The sequence below is a fragment of the Pseudomonas matsuisoli genome, from assembly GCF_014647635.1.
Classification (GTDB): domain Bacteria; phylum Pseudomonadota; class Gammaproteobacteria; order Pseudomonadales; family Pseudomonadaceae; genus Pseudomonas_P; species Pseudomonas_P matsuisoli.
In genome coordinates this window covers 152,445-169,584 of sequence record NZ_BMPO01000008.1, presented here as the reverse complement: position 1 = coordinate 169,584, position 17,140 = coordinate 152,445, and the positions used below count along the sequence as shown (strand labels likewise).

At 60.9% G+C, this 17,140-nt stretch carries 14 protein-coding genes; 3 read left to right on the top strand and 11 right to left on the bottom strand.

What is annotated here, in order from left to right:
* Window positions 1-216: 216 nt before the first annotated feature.
* The 10 genes from IEY47_RS16740 to IEY47_RS16695 form a co-directional block, all read right to left on the bottom strand.
* Window positions 217-2,112, bottom strand: a complete 1,896-nt coding sequence (locus tag IEY47_RS16740; RefSeq protein ID WP_188984747.1) for a PhoX family protein — start codon at window positions 2,110-2,112, stop codon at window positions 217-219.
* Window positions 2,113-2,253: 141 nt separating this feature from the next.
* Window positions 2,254-2,706 carry a methyltransferase family protein gene (locus IEY47_RS16735; protein ID WP_188984745.1) on the bottom strand — a complete coding sequence of 151 codons (453 nt, stop codon included), beginning with the start codon at window positions 2,704-2,706 and terminating at the stop codon, window positions 2,254-2,256.
* A 202-nt stretch (window positions 2,707-2,908) separates the two neighbouring features.
* Window positions 2,909-3,670 carry a hypothetical protein gene (locus tag IEY47_RS16730; protein WP_188984743.1) on the bottom strand — a complete coding sequence of 254 codons (762 nt, stop codon included), beginning with the start codon at window positions 3,668-3,670 and terminating at the stop codon, window positions 2,909-2,911.
* 166 nt (window positions 3,671-3,836) lie between these two features.
* Window positions 3,837-6,308: a TonB-dependent siderophore receptor gene (locus tag IEY47_RS16725; RefSeq protein WP_188984741.1), complete on the bottom strand. Its 2,472-nt coding sequence runs from the start codon at window positions 6,306-6,308 to the stop codon at window positions 3,837-3,839.
* A 154-nt stretch (window positions 6,309-6,462) separates the two neighbouring features.
* A complete protein-coding gene (gene metC, locus IEY47_RS16720; RefSeq protein ID WP_188984739.1) occupies window positions 6,463-7,632 on the bottom strand; it encodes a cystathionine beta-lyase in 1,170 nt (389 codons plus the stop codon).
* Window positions 7,633-7,689: 57 nt separating this feature from the next.
* Entirely contained in the window at window positions 7,690-8,622 is a 933-nt protein-coding gene (locus tag IEY47_RS16715) for a DUF4880 domain-containing protein (protein WP_188984737.1), read from the bottom strand.
* On the bottom strand, window positions 8,619-9,137 hold the full coding sequence (locus IEY47_RS16710; protein WP_188984735.1) for a sigma-70 family RNA polymerase sigma factor: 519 nt from the start codon (window positions 9,135-9,137) through the stop codon (window positions 8,619-8,621). The genes IEY47_RS16715 and IEY47_RS16710 overlap by 4 nt, the downstream gene beginning before the upstream one ends.
* A gap of 129 nt (window positions 9,138-9,266) precedes the next feature.
* A complete protein-coding gene (locus IEY47_RS16705; RefSeq protein WP_188984733.1) occupies window positions 9,267-11,177 on the bottom strand; it encodes a sensor domain-containing diguanylate cyclase in 1,911 nt (636 codons plus the stop codon).
* A 91-nt stretch (window positions 11,178-11,268) separates the two neighbouring features.
* Window positions 11,269-11,988: a 16S rRNA (uracil(1498)-N(3))-methyltransferase gene (locus tag IEY47_RS16700; protein ID WP_188984731.1), complete on the bottom strand. Its 720-nt coding sequence runs from the start codon at window positions 11,986-11,988 to the stop codon at window positions 11,269-11,271.
* 54 nt (window positions 11,989-12,042) lie between these two features.
* Window positions 12,043-13,449, bottom strand: coding sequence for an adenosylmethionine--8-amino-7-oxononanoate transaminase (locus IEY47_RS16695; RefSeq protein ID WP_188984729.1), 1,407 nt, complete (start codon window positions 13,447-13,449; stop codon window positions 12,043-12,045).
* A 466-nt stretch (window positions 13,450-13,915) separates the two neighbouring features.
* On the opposite strand from IEY47_RS16695, the gene IEY47_RS16690 reads away from it, so the two are divergent.
* Complete coding sequence (locus IEY47_RS16690; protein WP_188984727.1) at window positions 13,916-14,461, top strand: cytochrome b; 546 nt, start codon at window positions 13,916-13,918, stop codon at window positions 14,459-14,461.
* 46 nt (window positions 14,462-14,507) lie between these two features.
* Window positions 14,508-15,083, top strand: a complete 576-nt coding sequence (locus IEY47_RS16685) for a YceI family protein (RefSeq protein ID WP_188984725.1) — start codon at window positions 14,508-14,510, stop codon at window positions 15,081-15,083.
* 71 nt (window positions 15,084-15,154) lie between these two features.
* Here the strand turns inward: IEY47_RS16685 and IEY47_RS16680 are convergent, their stop codons facing one another.
* Window positions 15,155-15,802 carry a TetR family transcriptional regulator gene (locus tag IEY47_RS16680; RefSeq protein WP_188984723.1) on the bottom strand — a complete coding sequence of 216 codons (648 nt, stop codon included), beginning with the start codon at window positions 15,800-15,802 and terminating at the stop codon, window positions 15,155-15,157.
* A gap of 197 nt (window positions 15,803-15,999) precedes the next feature.
* Between IEY47_RS16680 and IEY47_RS16675 the strand changes: the two genes are divergently transcribed.
* Window positions 16,000-17,139, top strand: coding sequence for an efflux RND transporter periplasmic adaptor subunit (locus IEY47_RS16675; RefSeq protein WP_188984721.1), 1,140 nt, complete (start codon window positions 16,000-16,002; stop codon window positions 17,137-17,139).
* Window position 17,140: the final 1 nt, after the last annotated feature.

Sequence of the window (17,140 nt, the reverse complement as noted above, 5' to 3'; positions counted from 1 at the left end):
ACGGGACGTCCCTGTCCCATCGCTCCTTGCTCGGCATCCTACCTCGCAGCCCCCTATGCAACGCCTGCGTTCGGCCTGCTGAACGAGACCCGAAAGCGCGCCTGGGAGATTAACGGGCGCCGTAGGCCCGAGGCGTTTTAGATCTATCGCGGGCGACTGAAGTCGCCCCTACAGTGGTACGGCGGCTGGTTTCGCTCGAGTCGCAGGGCGTGGGGTTCACGCCCCGATCACACCACCATCTTCCCGCGTGATGACCATGACCGACGAGCGTGGTGTGCCGTCACGTTGGTGATCTGGGAACGTCGAGCCGCCTTCTTCCCCAGGATGCTGGATGCCGACGAACATCGTTCGGTAATCCGGGGAGAACGCGAGGCCGGTCACTTCACAACCCACGGGGCCAACCATGAAGCGGCGGATCTCTCCGGTCTTCGGGTCGGCGCAGAGCATCTGGTTATTGCCCATGCCAGCGTAATCGCCCTTGTTGCTGTACTTGCCGTCGGTCAATACCCAGAGCCGGCCGCCATTGTCGAAACCAAGGCCGTCTGGGCTGTTGAACATGTTGTTCGCATCGATCTGGTGCGAGCCGGCATTCGGGCTGCCCGGATGGGCGACTGGGTTGCCGGCGACGATGAATAGGTCCCACTCGAACGTGCTGGCAGCCGCGTCGTCACCGGTCTCGCGCCAGCGCAGGATCTGGCCGTAGAGGTTGTTCTCGCGCGGGTTAGGGCCGCCCACCGGCTGGCCATCCTCGCCGCGCTTGGTGTTGTTGGTCAGCGTGCAGTAGACCTGCCCGTCTTCGGGGCTGACCGCGATCCATTCCGGACGGTCCATGCGCGTAGCACCGACCTGGGTGCCGGCCTGGCGCGCACGAATCACCACGTCCGCCTGGCTGGCGAAACCGTTGGTTTCCGTCAGGTCGCCGCTGCCATGCACGAGCGCGATCCATCGGCCACGTCCTTTGGGGTGGTCCGGATTGCCGTCGCCATCATCGAAGCGCGCCACATAGAGGGTGCCGTGGTCGAGGATGTGGCGATTGGCTTTCGCATCCACAGTATCCAGCCGGTCCCGGGTGATGAATTTGTAGATGAACTCACCGCGTTCGTCATCGCCCATGTACACCACGACCCGGCCATCCTTGGTGGTGGTCAGCGCTGCATTCTCATGCTTGAAGCGCCCGAGCGCCGTTCGTTTGATCGGCGTGGACTGCGGATCGAACGGGTCGATTTCCACGATCCAGCCGTGACGATTGAGTTCGTTCGGGTTTTTCGACAGATCGAAACGCGCGTCGTGTTTATGCCAGTCGTTGTCGGCGCTCGCGTGTTTCACGCTAAAGCGCTTCTGGTCTGGCGTGAAGGTCAGGTCCGCGTCGGTGCTGCCGAAGCAATCACTGAAGTTTTCTTCGCAGGTCAGGTAGGTGCCCCACGGGGTCTGCCCGCTGGAGCAGTTCTGGAAGGTACCGAGGACCTGTATCCCAAGTGGATCTGCCGAGGTCTTGAGCGCGTCGTGCCCTCGCGCGGGTCCGCTGACGTCGATGGGCGTGTTGCCGTGGACGCGACGGTTGTAGCTCGACCCTGGCTGGAAGGCCCATTGGCCATTCTTCTGCTGGACTTCGATCACCGTGACGCCCTCTGCGGACTGGGCCTTGAGCACGTCTTCAGCCGATTGCGGCAGGCCGCCGTGCGCCAGCAGATAGGGGTAATTGACGTATTCGTTGTTGATCGCCATGAGCGCGCGATTGGCGTCACCGGGCCACGGGAAAAAGCTCATGCCGTCGTTGTTATCGCCGAACTGGAGCAACTGCTCGGCAGCCGTGTTGCCGCCCTTGGGCTTGAACGCGGGGCCGTCCGCTGCAAGCGGCTGCCCCCAGCTGATCAGTACACGGGACACATAGCCGGGCGGCAGGGTAATGGCGTCGGCGGTGGAGGCGGCGAGGTTCGCAAAGCCCATGAGGGCTGAGTCGCTGCCGTTACTTACGGCTTGGGCCAGGGCAGACCTGCCCAGCAGGCCACCGCCCAGGAATAGCGCGGCTCCACCTAAGGCGCCCATGCCGATGAAACGGCGACGTGATAGTCCTGTGATGCGTTCGAAATCGGTGGGGGTTTCATCAAGCATGGTGTCGGCTCCGCGATCTTGTTCGGCGGACGCTAGATGAAGTAAATGACGTTTGGATGACAGGCGGGAGGCGAGTCGAGTGGCGCAGTAACGACGGGCCTGCTGCCTATAGGCAGCGGCCGTCGAATGGCGTGGAAATTGTCAGACCCAACGTCTGACGCGGGATTTGTAATCCAGAAAGGTCTCGCCGAATTTTTGTTCGAGGACGCGCTCCTCCGGCAGGATCTGCCAGTGGTGCAGGCATCCGCCAAAGATCGGTACGAGAATCGCCGAAAGCGGATGCGCGAGAATGACGGCCCACGCGGCGAGCAACAGGATGAAGCCTAAGTACATCGGGTTGCGGCTAAGACGGTAGATGCCCGAGGTGACGATCGCCGAGGCACGCCCCGGCCGGCGAGGGCTGACGCTCGTGCGGGCTCGGAGAAAACCGGTAAGCGCGCTGGCAATCAGCAACGCAGAAAGCGCAAGTAGGGTCAGTGCCAGGGGAATCTGCAGCGCGAATCGCGTTGAGCCAGGTGGCAGCATCGTCGCCAGCAGCATCGCGATGGCGAACAAGACCATGAGAAGCAGCGGCGGAATTTTTGAGGTGCTCATGCGAGGAAAGGTCTCCAGGTGAATGTCGGTGGCTGGGTTCGTGACCGCGCCTTCGCTGGCAATCCCGTCCAGCGGTGTGCCAGGGCCGGGAAACATTCAGTCCGTTGAGGGCGGTTGCCGGGTGAGCAGCCGCCGGAGACAAATTTCGATTCGCATTTATGCTGACGGTTCCCCGCATCGAGGCAAGCGCTCGCGAGGCGGATCATTGCACCGGCAGGAAATTCAGGAAGAGCAATCCGTGCGCGTAATTGACGCCGATGCGCCGGTAGCGCTCGTCGAGGATGTCCGTCACCAGGTCCAGCCGCGCGACGATCTTGGCGAATTCGACCGCGAAACTCAGATTGCGGCCGTTCTCGGTGATCTCGTTCGACAGCAGCCATGGGTTGCCGTCGAGGTCCTGGCGGTTGGCAAGCATCCAGGTGGCTTTCTCGATATTGCGTGCCGCGTTGTGGATGAAACGGGCGTCGAGTACGTCGGTGATGTAGAAGCTGGTATGCCCACCGTGGGCGGTGATGATCATGCTGCCCAGGGCATAAATGAAGGCGCCGACGCGATCGCCTTGGAAGTCGTCACTTAGCGAATAGCTCAGGGCGGCAATGTCTTTGCGGCCAGCCAAGGACGCCGGAGGACGGTTTTGCTCGATGGAAAGTTGGACGGCCTTCTCGGCGGCTTCCAGCGTCGGCAGCCCGGTCTTGTGCCATTCGGCTGGATTGCGGCGATACAGTTTGTCGAGCAGGCGGTAGAGGCTGTGCAGATTGTTGCGCATTGCCAGCGTGGCTAGCCGGTCCGAGTGGGTCTGGAACAGTTCACCTGGGTTGGCGAAGCTGCGGTTGCCGCTGATGGAGGCATGGTCCTGATTGCGCGAGCAGCCGCCCAGCGCGATAAGCAGAAACAGGGGCAACAGTAGATAGCTGACGCGTCGCCTCCTGGCGGGCATCGAATAGTTGGGAAGCATGGTGTTCAACCTTCGATTCGGACGTCCTGTGGGCAAGGCTGGCGCCCTCCGCAGCGTTCGGACCGCAGGAATCGAATCCGGTTTCATAATTGAGCGTCGCGGGTTGCACCCGCCCTACGGCAAACCGTGGCTTGGACGTAGGGCGGGTGGAGCCCGCGTGACCGATCGCAAACCGTCAGAACGAATGACTGACCGTCGCTGTGATGTTGCGCTCGGCGCCGAGGTAGCATGCATTCGCGGAGTAGCAGGAGGCGACGTAGTACTTGTCGGTCAAGTTATTGGCGTTAACGCGTACGGTCGTGCCTTTGAGGCCGACTCGTTGCAGGTCATAGCTGACCGAGGCGTCGAATAGCGTGTAAGACGGCACCTTGAAGTCGTGCGCGTCATTGCCCCAACTGCTGCCAACGTAGCGGGCACCCGCACCGATGCCGACGCCTGCAAATGCTCCCTGATCGAAACGGTAGTCCGCCCAGACGCTGCCCATGTGTTCCGGCGTCTGATAGGGCGTGTTGCCTTTCGCGTCGATCAACTCACCTGCCGCGTCATAGGCAAAATAGCTTTTGCTGTATTCCACGTCGTTCCAGGTATAGCTGCCGAGTACGCGCAGGTTGTCCGTTACGTTCACGCGCGCCTCGAGCTCGACACCACGCGATTGCACCTCGCCGACACCTTTGTAGAACGCGCTCGATTCGAGGTCGTTTTCCTTGGCATAGAGGTTTTCCAACGTCATGTCGAACACCGAGATCGTGTAGAGATCGTCGGTGCCGTTCGGTTGGAATTTCACGCCGGCTTCCCATTGCTCGCCGGTCGTCGGGTCGAGAATCTGCGCGCCGCTGGAGTAGTTCGACGTGGGGTTGAACGAGGTGGAATAGCTCAGGTAGGGCGCGATGCCGTTGTCGAAGGTATATAGCGCGCCGAGGTGGCCGCTGAGTTTTTCGCCGCGGTTCGCATCCTTGCCGACGAGGTTGTCGTCGATGGATACGTCGTACCAGTCCTGCCGCAGGCCAGCGGAAAGATTCCAGCGGCCCACTTCGATGAGGTCCTGCAGGTAAATGCCCGTCTGCTTCTGGCGGCGCAGCGCGTCGGCGGTGGGGGCTACGTTGGACAGGTCGACATTCCCATAGACAGGGTTGACGATATCCAGGTCGGCAATGGTCGCGTAGTCCGCATTGTTGTGGATGCGGTTCTTCGAGTACTGGTAATCCAGCCCCAGTACGACCGTGTGGGATGCCGCACCAGTATCGAACTCGGCTTGCAGCATGTTATCGACGATCCAGGCATGCAGCTTCTCATCGCCCCCGCTGTAGCCGCGGTTGAGCGCGTTACCGCTAGCGCTGGTATAGCCGCTCTGCCAGATCTGATCGAGCTCGGTTTCGGCGTCCAGATAGCGGAAGTTCTGCCGCGCACTCCAGACGTCATCGAAGCGGTGCTCGAATTCGTAACCGACCATCTGCTGGGTGCGGCTGAAATTCTCGATGCTTTCCTCGCCTTCGAAGAAATTGCTCGAAAGGCGCTTGCCGTTGCGTTTATCGATCGTACCGGAAGCGGGCAGACTGCCGTGGTAGCCGCCGTTAGGATCGTGCTGCAGGTAGGCGTAGAGATCGAGCAACGTGTCGTCGCCCAGGTTGAAGGTGATGCTGGGCATCAGCGCGTAGCGCGTCTGTTTTACGCCGTCCGTTTGGCTGTCACCGTCTTCGGCCACGCCCACCAGCCGGTAGGCGATGTTCTCATTCAGCGGCGCGGTGTAGTCGAGGCCAAGGCTGCGGGTCGCGTTACTGCCGTAGGACGCCTCGATTCGACCCGATGTTTCGAAGGATGGGCGTTTGGTGGTCAGTGCAGCCAGCCCGCCTGGATTGCTGCGGCCGTACAGAACGGAGGATGGCCCTTTGAGCACGTCGATGCGTTCCAGGAAGAATGGGTCGATCTGCAGCGTGGTGAATGAGCCGGGGTCGCCCATGGCTTTCAAGCCATCGATGATGATGTTGTCCACCGAGCCATCGTTGATACCGCGCAGGGCAAGGTAGTCGTAGCGCTGGGTATGCCCGTAGGGGTTGGTCAAGACGCCTGGGGTGTACCGGAGTGCTTCGGCAACGGTGATGGAGCCTTGGTTTTCGATCTGGTCGCGGGTGACGACGGAGACGCTTTGCGTTGTCTTGGCGATTTCCTTGCTGGTCTTGGTGGCAACGCTGCTGTGGGTGACGTTGTAGCCCTCCATCGAGCCGAGCGCGTTGCCCAAGCTGCCTTGCACGTAGAGTGGGTTCAGCTCTACCGCTGTGCTCTCGGCGCTGGTCGACTCGACGATCGTCCAGGTGCCCTCGCCATTTTGAACAGCCCGTAGTCCGCTATTGCCGAGTACGCGTGCGAAGCCTTCAGTCACGCCGTATTCACCGTCCAGGCCGCCGCTTTGCCGGTTGGCGGTGAGCGTCGCCGGGCTCGACAGCATGACGCCGGATTCCGCTGCGAACTGTGCGAGCGCGCTGGACAGCGGGCCTGATGAAATCGAGTAATGCTGCACACCCGATGACTCGGGGGTAGGCGTTTGTGCGAACGCGGGAGCGCTGGTCAGTAAGGGCAGCGCAAGGCAAGCGCTTCGAATGGCGAGGCGCAATGAGCGACGAGTGTTGAATGAGCAGGAGGAGCGGCGCATGGGATTCCTTGGCAATCGAGCTGGATTGTTCGTTTGCCAAGCGAGAATCGAAAAGGGGAACCGGAGCGCTAAACTTTTTTCCGTTCCCGCGTTTCACCCGGGCTACGTAGTTTTGGTCGGGCGGGTGCCGGCCCGCGCAACGGTTGAGGGCGTATCAGCCAATCGCGGCGAATCCCGCTTCCAGGTCGCGAATGAGGTCGTCCGGGTTTTCCAGGCCGACATGCAGACGCAGCATCGGGCCGTGGGTGCTCCAGTCTGCAACCGAGCGAGTTCCACGCGTGGTGACGACGCTGACCAGACTCTCGAAACCGCCCCAGGAATAACCGATGCCGAACAGCTTCAGGGCGGCGACGAAACGGTCGATCACCTCGGGATCGCGTTGTTTAAACTCGAAGCTGAGCAGGCCGTTCGCACCGCTGAAGTCGCGCTGCCATAAGGCATGACTCGGATCGTCCGGCAGGGCGGGGTGAAGCACGCGGGCGACCTCGGGGCGCGCTTGCAGCCACTCTGCGACCTGCAACGCGTGTTGCTGGTGCATCGCCAGCCGTGCACGCACGGTGCGGGCGCCGCGCAGCACGAGGTAGGCATCGTCTGGGCTGACCGTGTTACCGACGGCAGTGTTCATGCGGGTCAGGGTTTCCCAGCACGCTTCGGTCGTCGTCACGCTGCCCATCATCACGTCCGAATGCCCGGCGATGTATTTGGTGAGGGCCATGACAGAGATGTCCGCACCGAGTTGCAAGGGGCGATATAGCACCCCGGAACCCCAAGTGTTGTCCACCGCGAGCAGGATGTCGTGTCGCTTGCACAGCGTTGATAGCGCGGGCAGGTCGCACATTTCGAAGGCCAGCGAGCCGGGCACTTCGGCATAGACCATGGCGGTATTCGGGCGGATAAGGGATTCGATGTCGCACCCGTCCGCGGCGAAGTACTCGAACTCGATGCCAAAGGGCGCCAGGAAGTTATTGGCCAGACGGCGGACCGGGCCGTAGACGGCGTCGGTGATCAGTACGTGATCGCCGGGGCGCAGGTAGGACTGGAACATCTGCGCAATGGCCGCGAGCCCCGTGGCGTACAAGCGTGTGCCATGCCCGCCTTCGAGCTCCGTGACGAAGGCCTCCAGTGCCTGCGCGGTCGGGTTGCCATTGGCGCCATAGCTGAGTTGCCCACGGGATTCGGTTTCGCGCATACGCTTCAGATTGTCGAAGAGCACGCTGCTCCAGCGAACCACTGGCGGGTTGAAGGGGCGGCCGATGCCGCTGTCGAAGTCACGGCCGGCGTGTACGATGCGGGTATCGGTGTGAAGCTTACGGTCGTTCGGCATGGGACTCTTCCAGTACGAGGCATGCCGTCATGCTAGCGGAAAAATCACGCTGTACGGCTAGGCGGAAAATGCTTCGACCGTGACCCACCAGGGCAGCGTGCGATGAATGCGGACGGGTAGCGTCGCGGCCAGCGCGTCTAGAACGCGGTCGGTATCCGCCAGAGGAAATGCGCCGACAACACGAATTTCCGCGATTGCAGGGGCGTAGCCCAGGTATCCATGGCGATAGCGGGCGAGGTCGTCGAGAACGTCACCTAGACGGCGATCATTAGCCAACAAGATGCCCGTCGCCCAAGCCCGACGCGCCTCGTCGGCGGCGTTTCGGGCGCTGATGCCGTTGCTGTCGAAGCGAATTGTTTGACCAGCAGCCACGTGTTCGACTCGATCGTCGAAGGTGCGCAACATGGCGTCTCCAGCGAACACTGTCAGCCAAAGCGCACCACTGTCTGTCTCCCGTAGCGAGCAGCGGCCGTGTCGCGAAAGCGTGATACGCGCTGCAACGCAGTCGAGGTGGAGATGACCGTGCGTGCCGGCCTGTGCGAGCACTTCGCCCCGCAAGAAGCGAATGTGGTCCGGCCCTGCCAGGTCCACGGCGGAGTCGGAATTGAGCCATAACGCGGCGCCATCGGCTAAGGCGATCTGTCGAACCTGTCCCACGCCGGTGGCGGCATCCGCCTGCCAGTGTTGCCACAACCGGTCGGCACCGGCCTGCCAGGTGAGGGCTCCGCCGCCCATCACGACCGCGAGCGTCTTGAGCGCTTGGCGCCGATTCGTTCGGCCACGTAAGGTCTGGCTAGAGGCGGTGGCATTGGTGGACTGCAACTGCCGCATTTGCCCGCTGATTCGTTCCACTTTTTGCCAGGCCGAGGCGTGTGCGGGCTCGTCTAGCCAGACTTTCCAGGCGCGGTGATCGGCGTCGCTGTGTCGCTCGGAGGCGAACAGGGCGAACCAGTCCGCCGCCTCTTGCAGGACCCTGCGGTCAGGCGTCATACGTCAGTGTCCATCAAGGCCAGGCATTCGAACATCGCGCGTGCCATGTACTTCTTGACCATGCGCTCGGAAACCCCCAGCCGCACGGCGATGACGGAGTAGGTCAGGCCATCGAGTTGCGACAGGAGGAACGCGGTGCGCACGTTCTGCGGAAGGCTGGCGAGCAGTCGATCGATTTCTGTCAGCGTCTCGATGATCAATGCCCGGGTTTCGGGTGAAGGCGCCAGGGCGTCGGGCTGCGCAGCGAGCGCCTGCAGGTACGCCTGCTCAATGTCGCGCCGCTTCCAGTGGTTGACCAGCAACCCTTTGGCGATCGTATGAAGATAGGCGCGGGGCTCGCGAATGGCACTCAGGTCGCGATCCCGAGCGAGCAGACGAAGAAAGGTGTCGTGCGCCAGGTCCGCTGCCTGATCTTGGCATCCAAGCTGACGGCGTAACCAGGCACTCAGCCAGCCGTGGTGATCGATGTAGACGGTGCGGAGCGCGTGATGGTGAAGGACCGCGTTACTGGACATGAGCCGCACCGAAGGTGTGAGTCGGGGTGTACTGGCCCTGTCATGCCAGCGTCAATGTCCGGTAATGATAAGTATTATCAAAGAGGCTTGCCAAGTAGCCTTCAATTGGCAATTCCCAGTGTGCGGGGCTCAAACGAAAACGATTCGGCCTTTGCCTGTGCGTTTAGCGTCATACATGGCCGTATCGGCCGCTTTAACCCATTCCTCAGGGACCAGGGTGTCATCCGGATCGCTGATAGCAACGCCGATGCTAGCGCCGACGCTGGCTTCGCCCTCACTTAGGGGCACCGGTTCAGCGATCGCCGCCAACAGTTTTTCCGCGATTCGCGCAGCGCTGTCCTGGCCACCAGAGACATCTTCCAGCAGCACCGTGAATTCATCGCCTGCAAGACGAAATACGCCATCGCTGACCCGCACGTTGGCCCGCAGACGTTCGGCGACGGTGCAGAGGAGTTGGTCGCCTGCATCGTGACCGAATTGATCGTTCACCTGTTTGAAGCCGTCCAGATCGATGAAGAGCAGGGCGGTTCCTGTCCCATGGCGTTTGGCACGGCCAAGGGCTGCGGGAATCCGTTCGTACATGGCGCGGCGATTTGGCAGGCCGGTGAGTGCATCATGCAGGGCCTCTTGCTCGCGCCGTTGCTCGGTGAGCTTGCGCTCACTGATGTCGTGGAGGAAGGCGTTGAAGATCTTCTGGTCGGGCAGGGTGACGGTGCTGATGCGCACCTCGACGGGCACCGTCTGGCCATCCTTGCGCAGGGCTTCGAGTTCGAGGCGCTTGCCGAACGAGCCGGCACCCTGGGCCGCCTGCTCGTGCCAGTCGGCGCGGTATTCTGGACGCCGTGCAGGTGGAATCAGTAGCGTCTCGATGTGATTGCCCATTGCCTCGTCCGGCGACCAGCCGAACGTTTCTTCTGCTTGTTTGTTCCAGGCGCGAATGCAGCCATTCGCGTTGACGCTCACGAACGCATCGCTTGCGTTTTCCAGCACGGCAGAGAGCTCCGCCTCGCGCCTCGCCAACGTGTTCTGAGCTTCGATCTGCTGCAGCATGGCGTCGGAGAGTGCGCGATTCACGCGGCGCAAGTCTTGTGTCCGTGAGGTGACCTGATGCTCCAGATCATCGCGCAGCGCCTGCAGTTCGTTTTCGGCGACCTTGCGCGCATTGATGTCTTCGATGATGGCGATGAAGTAGTCGATTTCGCCCTGACGCTTGACGTGCTTGGTCACCAGCAGATTGACCCAGATGATTTCGCCGTTCGACTGGATATAGCGTTTTTCCAATTGATAGCGGTCGAGGTCGTCACTGATCAGGTGTTGCAGCAATTGCAGGTCGCTGTCCAGGTCATCGGGGTAGGTGATGTCTTGAAAGGTGCATTCCAGCAGGCCGGCCGCGTCGTAGCCGGTGATCTCGCAGAGCGCTTGGTTGACGCGGATGAAGTGGCCATCCGGTGCAACCAGCGCGATACCGACGCCTGCACGTTCGAAGATCGTCCTGAAGCGCGATTCGCTCGCTTCGATGCGGGCATCCGAGTCTTCCAGCTGGCTGCGCGAGCGCACGGCCGCCTCGCGAATCTGGATCTCGCGGGTCGCCATGTCCGCCAGGTCCTGCAGGGTTTGCAGCTGTTGTTCGGTCAGCTGGCGCGGGCGGCGGTCTAGCGCGCATAGCGTCCCAACCGCATAGCCGTCGATGGAGCGCAGGGGAATGCCCGCGTAGAAGCGAAACTGCTCTTCTCCGGTTACCAGGGGATTGTCCGCGAAGCGCGTGTCCTCGTGCGCATCGGGCACGAGCAGGATCTCCGGCTGGCGGATCGCTGTGTCGCAGAAGGCAATGTCGCGACTCGTTTCGGTGATTGGCATGCCGATGCGCGATTTGAACCATTGCCGGTCGATGTCCACCAGACTGAGCAACGCGACCGGCACATCCAGGCTCTTGGACAAGGTCCGGGTAATGCGGTCGAAGACCGGCTCCGGGTCGGTGTCGAGCAAGTTGAGGGCGTGCAGCAGCTTGATGCGCTCGACTTCGTGGTTGCTGGGTTCCAAGCGACGTTCTCTTCCGGCGTACGTACGGTAAGGGCGATTATGGCGCGCGGACGGGCTGGCGGACAGCCTTCTGCCCTACGCGAATGGAGGGCTAGAAATCGCCCCACAGGTGCTGGGCAAGGCTAAGTGCAACCACGGGGGCGGTTTCCGTGCGCAATACGCGAGGGCCTAGTCGCGCCGGGTGGAAGCCTTCCGCGTGGGCGCGCTCCACTTCGTCATCCGTCAAACCGCCTTCAGGGCCAATGAGAAAGGCGAGGCGGGTGGGCCTGGAATGGTCGCTGAGCGGTGTCGCCACCGGGTGCAGGACAAGTTTGAGGTCCGCCTCGATCGTGTGTGTCCATTCGTCCAGCGTGGCCGGCGCATGGATGACCGGCAGGCGAGAGCGACCGCATTGTTCGCAGGCGCTGATCGCGATCTGGCGCCAATGAAGGAGGCGCTTTTCGGCGCGCTCGTCTTTCAGGCGAACCTCGCAGCGTTCGGACACGACCGGTGTGATTTCCGCTACGCCAAGCTCCGTGGCTTTCTGGATCGCCCAATCCATACGCTCGCCTCGGGACAGGCCCTGGCCCAGATGGATGTGCAGTGGTGATTCTGATAGACCCGGCAGCGCTTCATCGAGCGCCACACGGACCTGCTTCTTGCCGGCCTCGATGAGCGTGCCACGGTATTCCATACCACTGCCGTCGAACAACTGCACCGCCGCCCCCGGTCCGAGACGCAGCACGCGCGCAATGTAATGAGCCGCCGCCTCAGGCAGAGCGTGCTCGCCGAGACCGAGGGGGGCGTCGATGAAGAAGCGGGAAAGTCGCATGGCAAATGGGCCTGTATCAGGAAGGCGGCAAGCTTACGGTTTTAGCGTTCGCTATCAACCCGGGTCGCGATGATCCGGATGGAAATCCGCGCTTACCTGCACACTCGGTCCTTTGCGAGTCGCGATGTCGATCCCCTCGCTAGCGACCTCGGCCAGGAAATCGATCTGCTCGGGCGTGATGACATAGGGCGGCAGGAAGTAAACGACGTTCCCTAGCGGACGCAGCAACGCGCCGCGCGATAAGGCGTGCCCGTAGACGGCCAGTCCACGACGCTCCTGCCAGGCATACGGTGTCCGCGTGGATTTGTCCTGGACCATCTCGATCGCCAGCGCCATCCCTGTTTGGCGGACCTCGGCAACATGCGGATGATCGGCCAGGTGCGCCGTGGCAGAACCCATCCGCTGCGCTAGGCCCTTGTTGGCTTCGATCACATTCTGCTGTTCGAACAGGTCGAGCGTCGCCAAGGCCGCGGCACAGGCGAGGGGATTGCCCGTGTAGGTGTGGGAATGCAGGAACGCGCGCAAGGTCTCGTATTCATCGTAGAAGGCCTGGTAGACGTCGTTTGTTGTGAGCACTGCCGCCATGGGCAAATATCCGCCGGTCAGGGCTTTGGACAGGATGAGGAAGTCCGGGGTAATGCCTGCCTGCTCACAGGCGAACATCGTGCCCGTGCGACCGAACCCAACGGCAATTTCATCATGGATCAGGTGCACGCCATACCGGTCGCATGCTTCACGCAGGAGCGTGAGGTAGACCGGGTGATACATGCGCATGCCGCCTGCGCCCTGAATCAGGGGTTCGACGATGACAGCGGCGGTCTCGTGAGCATGTTCGGCTAGGGCTCTTTCCATGTGCTCGAACATGCGCCGAGAGTGGGCTTCCCACGTTTCACCTTCGGGACGCAGGTAGCAGTCGGGCGTGGGGACCTTGATGCAATCCAGCAGCAACGCGCGGTAAGTCTCGGTGAACAACGAGACGTCCCCTACGGACATCGCGGCGACCGTTTCGCCGTGGTAGCTGTTGGTGAGCGTGATGAAGCGGCGTTTGCCGGGTTGGCCGTGATTGATCCAGTAGTGGTGGCTCATCTTGAGCGCGACTTCGATGCCCGACGAACCGTTGTCCGCATAAAAGACACGATCGAGCCCCTTGGGTGTCAGGGCGACCAGGCGCTCGGACAATTCCACCACAGGCGCGTGGCTGAAGCCGGCGAGCATGACGTGCTCGAGCTGATCCAGCTGGTCGCGGATGCGCCCATTGATGAACGCGTTCGCATGGCCGAACACGTTGACCCACCAGGAGCTCACCGCGTCGAGGTAGCGCTTGCCCTCGAAGTCTTCGAGCCAGACGCCTTCGCCGCGTTTAATCGGGATCAGCGGCAAGCGCTCGTGATCCTTCATCTGAGTGCAGGGATGCCAGAGGACGGCCAGGTCCCGCTTCATCCAGTCGGCGTTAAGTGTCATCGGCGTTCTCCGGGAGCTCGGCGCGGTAGGGTAGCAGATGGTGTTGAGGGGAGCGGCGTTACTGGGCGTTCCGGGGCCGAGGTATTTCCTGAAGCCTCGTGAAGCCAGCGTTAGATCGATTTTGTAGGAGCCAGCTTGCTGGCGATCCAGATCCAACCGATAGCACATTTTCGGCAGGTCGAGCGCGATCGCCAGCAAGCTGGCTCCTACAAAAAAACTGGCTTGAGTAGGATCGGGAGAACGGACGGACCTGGGAGCCGTCATGCAGTTGTACCGCCCAGAAAGTCTCGTTCGCTGAAGGACAGCACTGTGTCAGAGAAGCAGAAACACTGGTACGAGCAAAACCGAGTCACAATACTGTTGATCTATCGACAAAGACGATATTTCAAAGCGAATTTTTGTTCTAGATTTCGATGGGTTTGACGCTACGCTTAGCCGAGTTTTTATTCATTGAGAGCTTGCTCCCATGCAATGGCGCAACAACCAACATCGATACGGTTTCGTTTCGATCATGCTGCACTGGGTCGCTGCACTGACGGTCTTCGGGCTGTTCGCGCTGGGTTACTGGATGGTAGGGCTGGGTTATTACGATACGTGGTACCACCGCGCGCCCGACATTCACAAAAGCATCGGTATGCTGTTGCTCGCCCTGATGGTGATGCGCCTCATCTGGCGACACGTCAGTCCAGTGCCGCCGCCGCTGCCGACGCACGGCCTGGTCACGCGCAGGGCGTCCAAGGCGGGTCACCTTCTGCTTTACTTCGGCCTGTTCGCCGTGATGATCGCGGGCTACCTGATTTCCACGGCGGACGGTGTCGGAGTATCGGTCTTCGGCTGGTTCACCGTCCCGGCATCGATCACTGGCGGTTCGACGCAAGCTGACGTAGGGGGCGTGATCCATAAATACGCGGCCTGGTCGCTGGTCATCTTTGCGGTTCTACATGGCTTGGCGGCGCTAAAACATCATTTCATCGATCGTGACCGTACATTGGTGCGGATGCTGGGTCGCTGATTCAAACGGGGAAGCGCAGCTTCCGACGTCACTAAAGGAGAAAGAGATGCTGAAGAAATCCCTCGCTGCATTGGCACTGGGTTCTGCGCTGTTGGCAGGTAATGCCATGGCGGCCGATTACGTGATCGACAAGGAAGGCCAGCACGCCTTCGTCAACTTCAAGATCAGCCACCTGGGCTACAGCTGGCTATACGGTACCTTCAAGGACTTTGACGGCACGTTCAGCTTTGATGAGAAGAGCCCTGAGGCCAGCAAGATTTCGGTCTCGCTGAAGACTGCAAGCGTCGATACCAATCATGCCGAGCGCGACAAGCACATTCGCAGTGCGGACTTCCTGAACGTCGACAAGAACCCGACCGCGACCTTCGAATCCACTGCGGTTAAATCTACCGGGGAAGGCACGGCAGACGTGACCGGCAACCTGACCTTGAACGGCGTGACCAAGCCGGTCGTGATCAAGGCGAAGCTGCTCGGCGAGGGCAGCGATCCATGGGGCGGCCACCGTGCCGGCTTCGAAGGCACCACAATGCTGAAGCTGAAAGACTTCGATATCGAGAAGGACCTCGGCCCAGCATCTCAGGAAGTCGAGTTGATCATTTCCTTCGAAGGCGTACGTAAATAACGGCTGGAAATGTTTCTGGCTATGACGGAAAGGCCGGTCGAGTGACCGGCTTTTTCATGCCTGGATGATTGTCACGACTCGTTGCGCTTGATGCGAAGTGCCGGGCTCAGTCGCAGCATGTCCAAGCAGCTATCCACGATCTGCGCGCTGTAGCGGTCGAGGTCGAACGCATCTGGAATCAGTAACCACTGGTCCAGCAGGCCCGCGATATAACTGTGCATGCAGAACGCCGCGAGGGTGACGTCCAGATCATCCGGAAGCTGCCCTTTGCTGATCGAATTACGCAACGATGCTTCGATTTCGAGGTCGCATTCGCGTCGCTCTTCTTCCATGCGCCCCCGCAAGTCACCGAGTTCATCCGTATATTCACATTTATGGAACATGATCTCGTGGATGCGTCGGTTTCTGCGGTCGTGGACGACGTCATGAAGGACTTTGATCAGCAACTCGCGCGTGCGGCCGAGAGGATCTGGCTCGTTCTCGTTACGGGTAGCTTCGCTCAAAGGTTCCAGTGGTTGAGTAACGCGATTCAGCATCGCGTCGAAGACGTCGGTCTTGTTCTCGAAGTGCCAATAGATAGCGCCACGCGTAACCCCTGCCGCATTCGCAATGTCCGCCATCGTGGTGCGCGAAACGCCTTTGACGTAAAAGCAGTGTTCCGCGGCGTCAATGATGTGCGAGCGGGTCTCGAGGGCTTCTTCTTTGGTACGGCGGGCCATGGCAGTTCTCGGCGCGTGTCGAGTGGTAACACCCAGGAATTGAGGTAACACGTCGTTCTATATTTGCAACGTTGCTACGTTTACAAACAATCATGCATGTAAGTATATTTTCGCGTCAATGTCGCGATCCCGTCCGCTGGTCAGTCCATAAACGCCTGTCTTTTCGTCCAGCTCAGCCCGTTTTCATGAGGTCTTCCATGTCGATCAAGCCAGCTTCCACAGCTCTGGTTTCCGCTCTCGTAATTGCTATATCGCTCGCCGGATGCGGGCAGCAGAGCGATGCTCCACAACAGGAAGGTGCAGCGCCAGCGCCAAAAGTTGGTGTGGTTACGCTTCAAGCCCAGCCCTTTTCACTGACATCCGAACTGCCTGGTCGCACCGCTGCGTTCCGCATGGCGGAAGTCCGGCCGCAGGTCAACGGCATTATCGAGAAGCGCCTGTTCAAGGAAGGCACCGAAGTTAAGGTGGGTCAGCAGCTCTATCAGATCGACGATTCTGTCTATCAGGCAACGCTCGGTAGCGCGAAGGCGACCCTTGCGTCGGCGCAGTCTCTGGCGCAGCGCTACAAGCAGCTGGTGTCGGATCGTGCGGTGAGCCAGCAGCAGTACGACGAAGCGCAGGCGGCTTATCTGCAAGCTAAGGCCGACCTCGATCAAGCCCAGATCAACGTACGCTACACCAAGGTGATGGCACCGATCGCCGGTCGGATCGGTCGCTCCGCCGTGACTGAGGGCGCTTTGGTCAGCAATGGCCAGACCAATGCGATGGCGACCATCCAGCAGCTCGACCCCATCTACGTCGATGTTAGCCAGTCCGTTACCGATCTCCTGTCCCTGCGCCGTGACCTGGATGCGGGTCGCTTGCAGCGTGCCGGCGATAACAGCGCAAAGGTGAAGTTGTTGCTGTCCGACGGCTCGACCTACGGACAGGAAGGCACGCTGGAGTTCTCGGAAGTATCCGTGGACGAAGGCACTGGCTCGGTCATTCTTCGCGCGGTCTTCCCTAACCCTGATCGTGTCCTGCTGCCCGGCATGTTCGTCCGCGCGGAACTACAGGCTGGCGTTCGTCAGGAGGCGTTGCTCGTGCCGCAGCAGGGCATCACGCGCAACCAGCGTGGCCAGCCGACGGCAATGGTCGTGAATGCAAGCAACGAAGTCGAGCTTCGCGATGTGAAGACGGACCGTGCTGTCGGCAATCGCTGGTTGGTCAGTGAGGGCCTGCAGCCGGGCGACCGCGTTATCACTGAAGGCCTGCAGTACGTGCAGCCTGGCGCCAAAGTCGATGCATCAGAAGCCACCAACGTCGATCAGCCTGGCGCGGCTAACACGGAAGGTTGAG

Excerpts from the sequence above, each read along its gene's own strand:
- IEY47_RS16740 (WP_188984747.1), bottom strand. The coding sequence starts at position 2,112 with ATGCTTGATGAAACCCCCACCGATTTCGAACGCATCACAGGACTATCA.
- IEY47_RS16735 (WP_188984745.1), bottom strand. The coding sequence starts at position 2,706 with ATGAGCACCTCAAAAATTCCGCCGCTGCTTCTCATGGTCTTGTTCGCC.
- IEY47_RS16725 (WP_188984741.1), bottom strand. The coding sequence starts at position 6,308 with ATGCGCCGCTCCTCCTGCTCATTCAACACTCGTCGCTCATTGCGCCTC.
- metC (WP_188984739.1), bottom strand. The coding sequence starts at position 7,632 with ATGCCGAACGACCGTAAGCTTCACACCGATACCCGCATCGTACACGCC.
- IEY47_RS16715 (WP_188984737.1), bottom strand. The coding sequence starts at position 8,622 with ATGACGCCTGACCGCAGGGTCCTGCAAGAGGCGGCGGACTGGTTCGCC.
- IEY47_RS16710 (WP_188984735.1), bottom strand. The coding sequence starts at position 9,137 with ATGTCCAGTAACGCGGTCCTTCACCATCACGCGCTCCGCACCGTCTAC.
- IEY47_RS16700 (WP_188984731.1), bottom strand. The coding sequence starts at position 11,988 with ATGCGACTTTCCCGCTTCTTCATCGACGCCCCCCTCGGTCTCGGCGAG.
- IEY47_RS16695 (WP_188984729.1), bottom strand. The coding sequence starts at position 13,449 with ATGACACTTAACGCCGACTGGATGAAGCGGGACCTGGCCGTCCTCTGG.
- IEY47_RS16690 (WP_188984727.1), top strand. The coding sequence starts at position 13,916 with ATGCAATGGCGCAACAACCAACATCGATACGGTTTCGTTTCGATCATG.
- IEY47_RS16685 (WP_188984725.1), top strand. The coding sequence starts at position 14,508 with ATGCTGAAGAAATCCCTCGCTGCATTGGCACTGGGTTCTGCGCTGTTG.
- IEY47_RS16680 (WP_188984723.1), bottom strand. The coding sequence starts at position 15,802 with ATGGCCCGCCGTACCAAAGAAGAAGCCCTCGAGACCCGCTCGCACATC.
- IEY47_RS16675 (WP_188984721.1), top strand. The coding sequence starts at position 16,000 with ATGTCGATCAAGCCAGCTTCCACAGCTCTGGTTTCCGCTCTCGTAATT.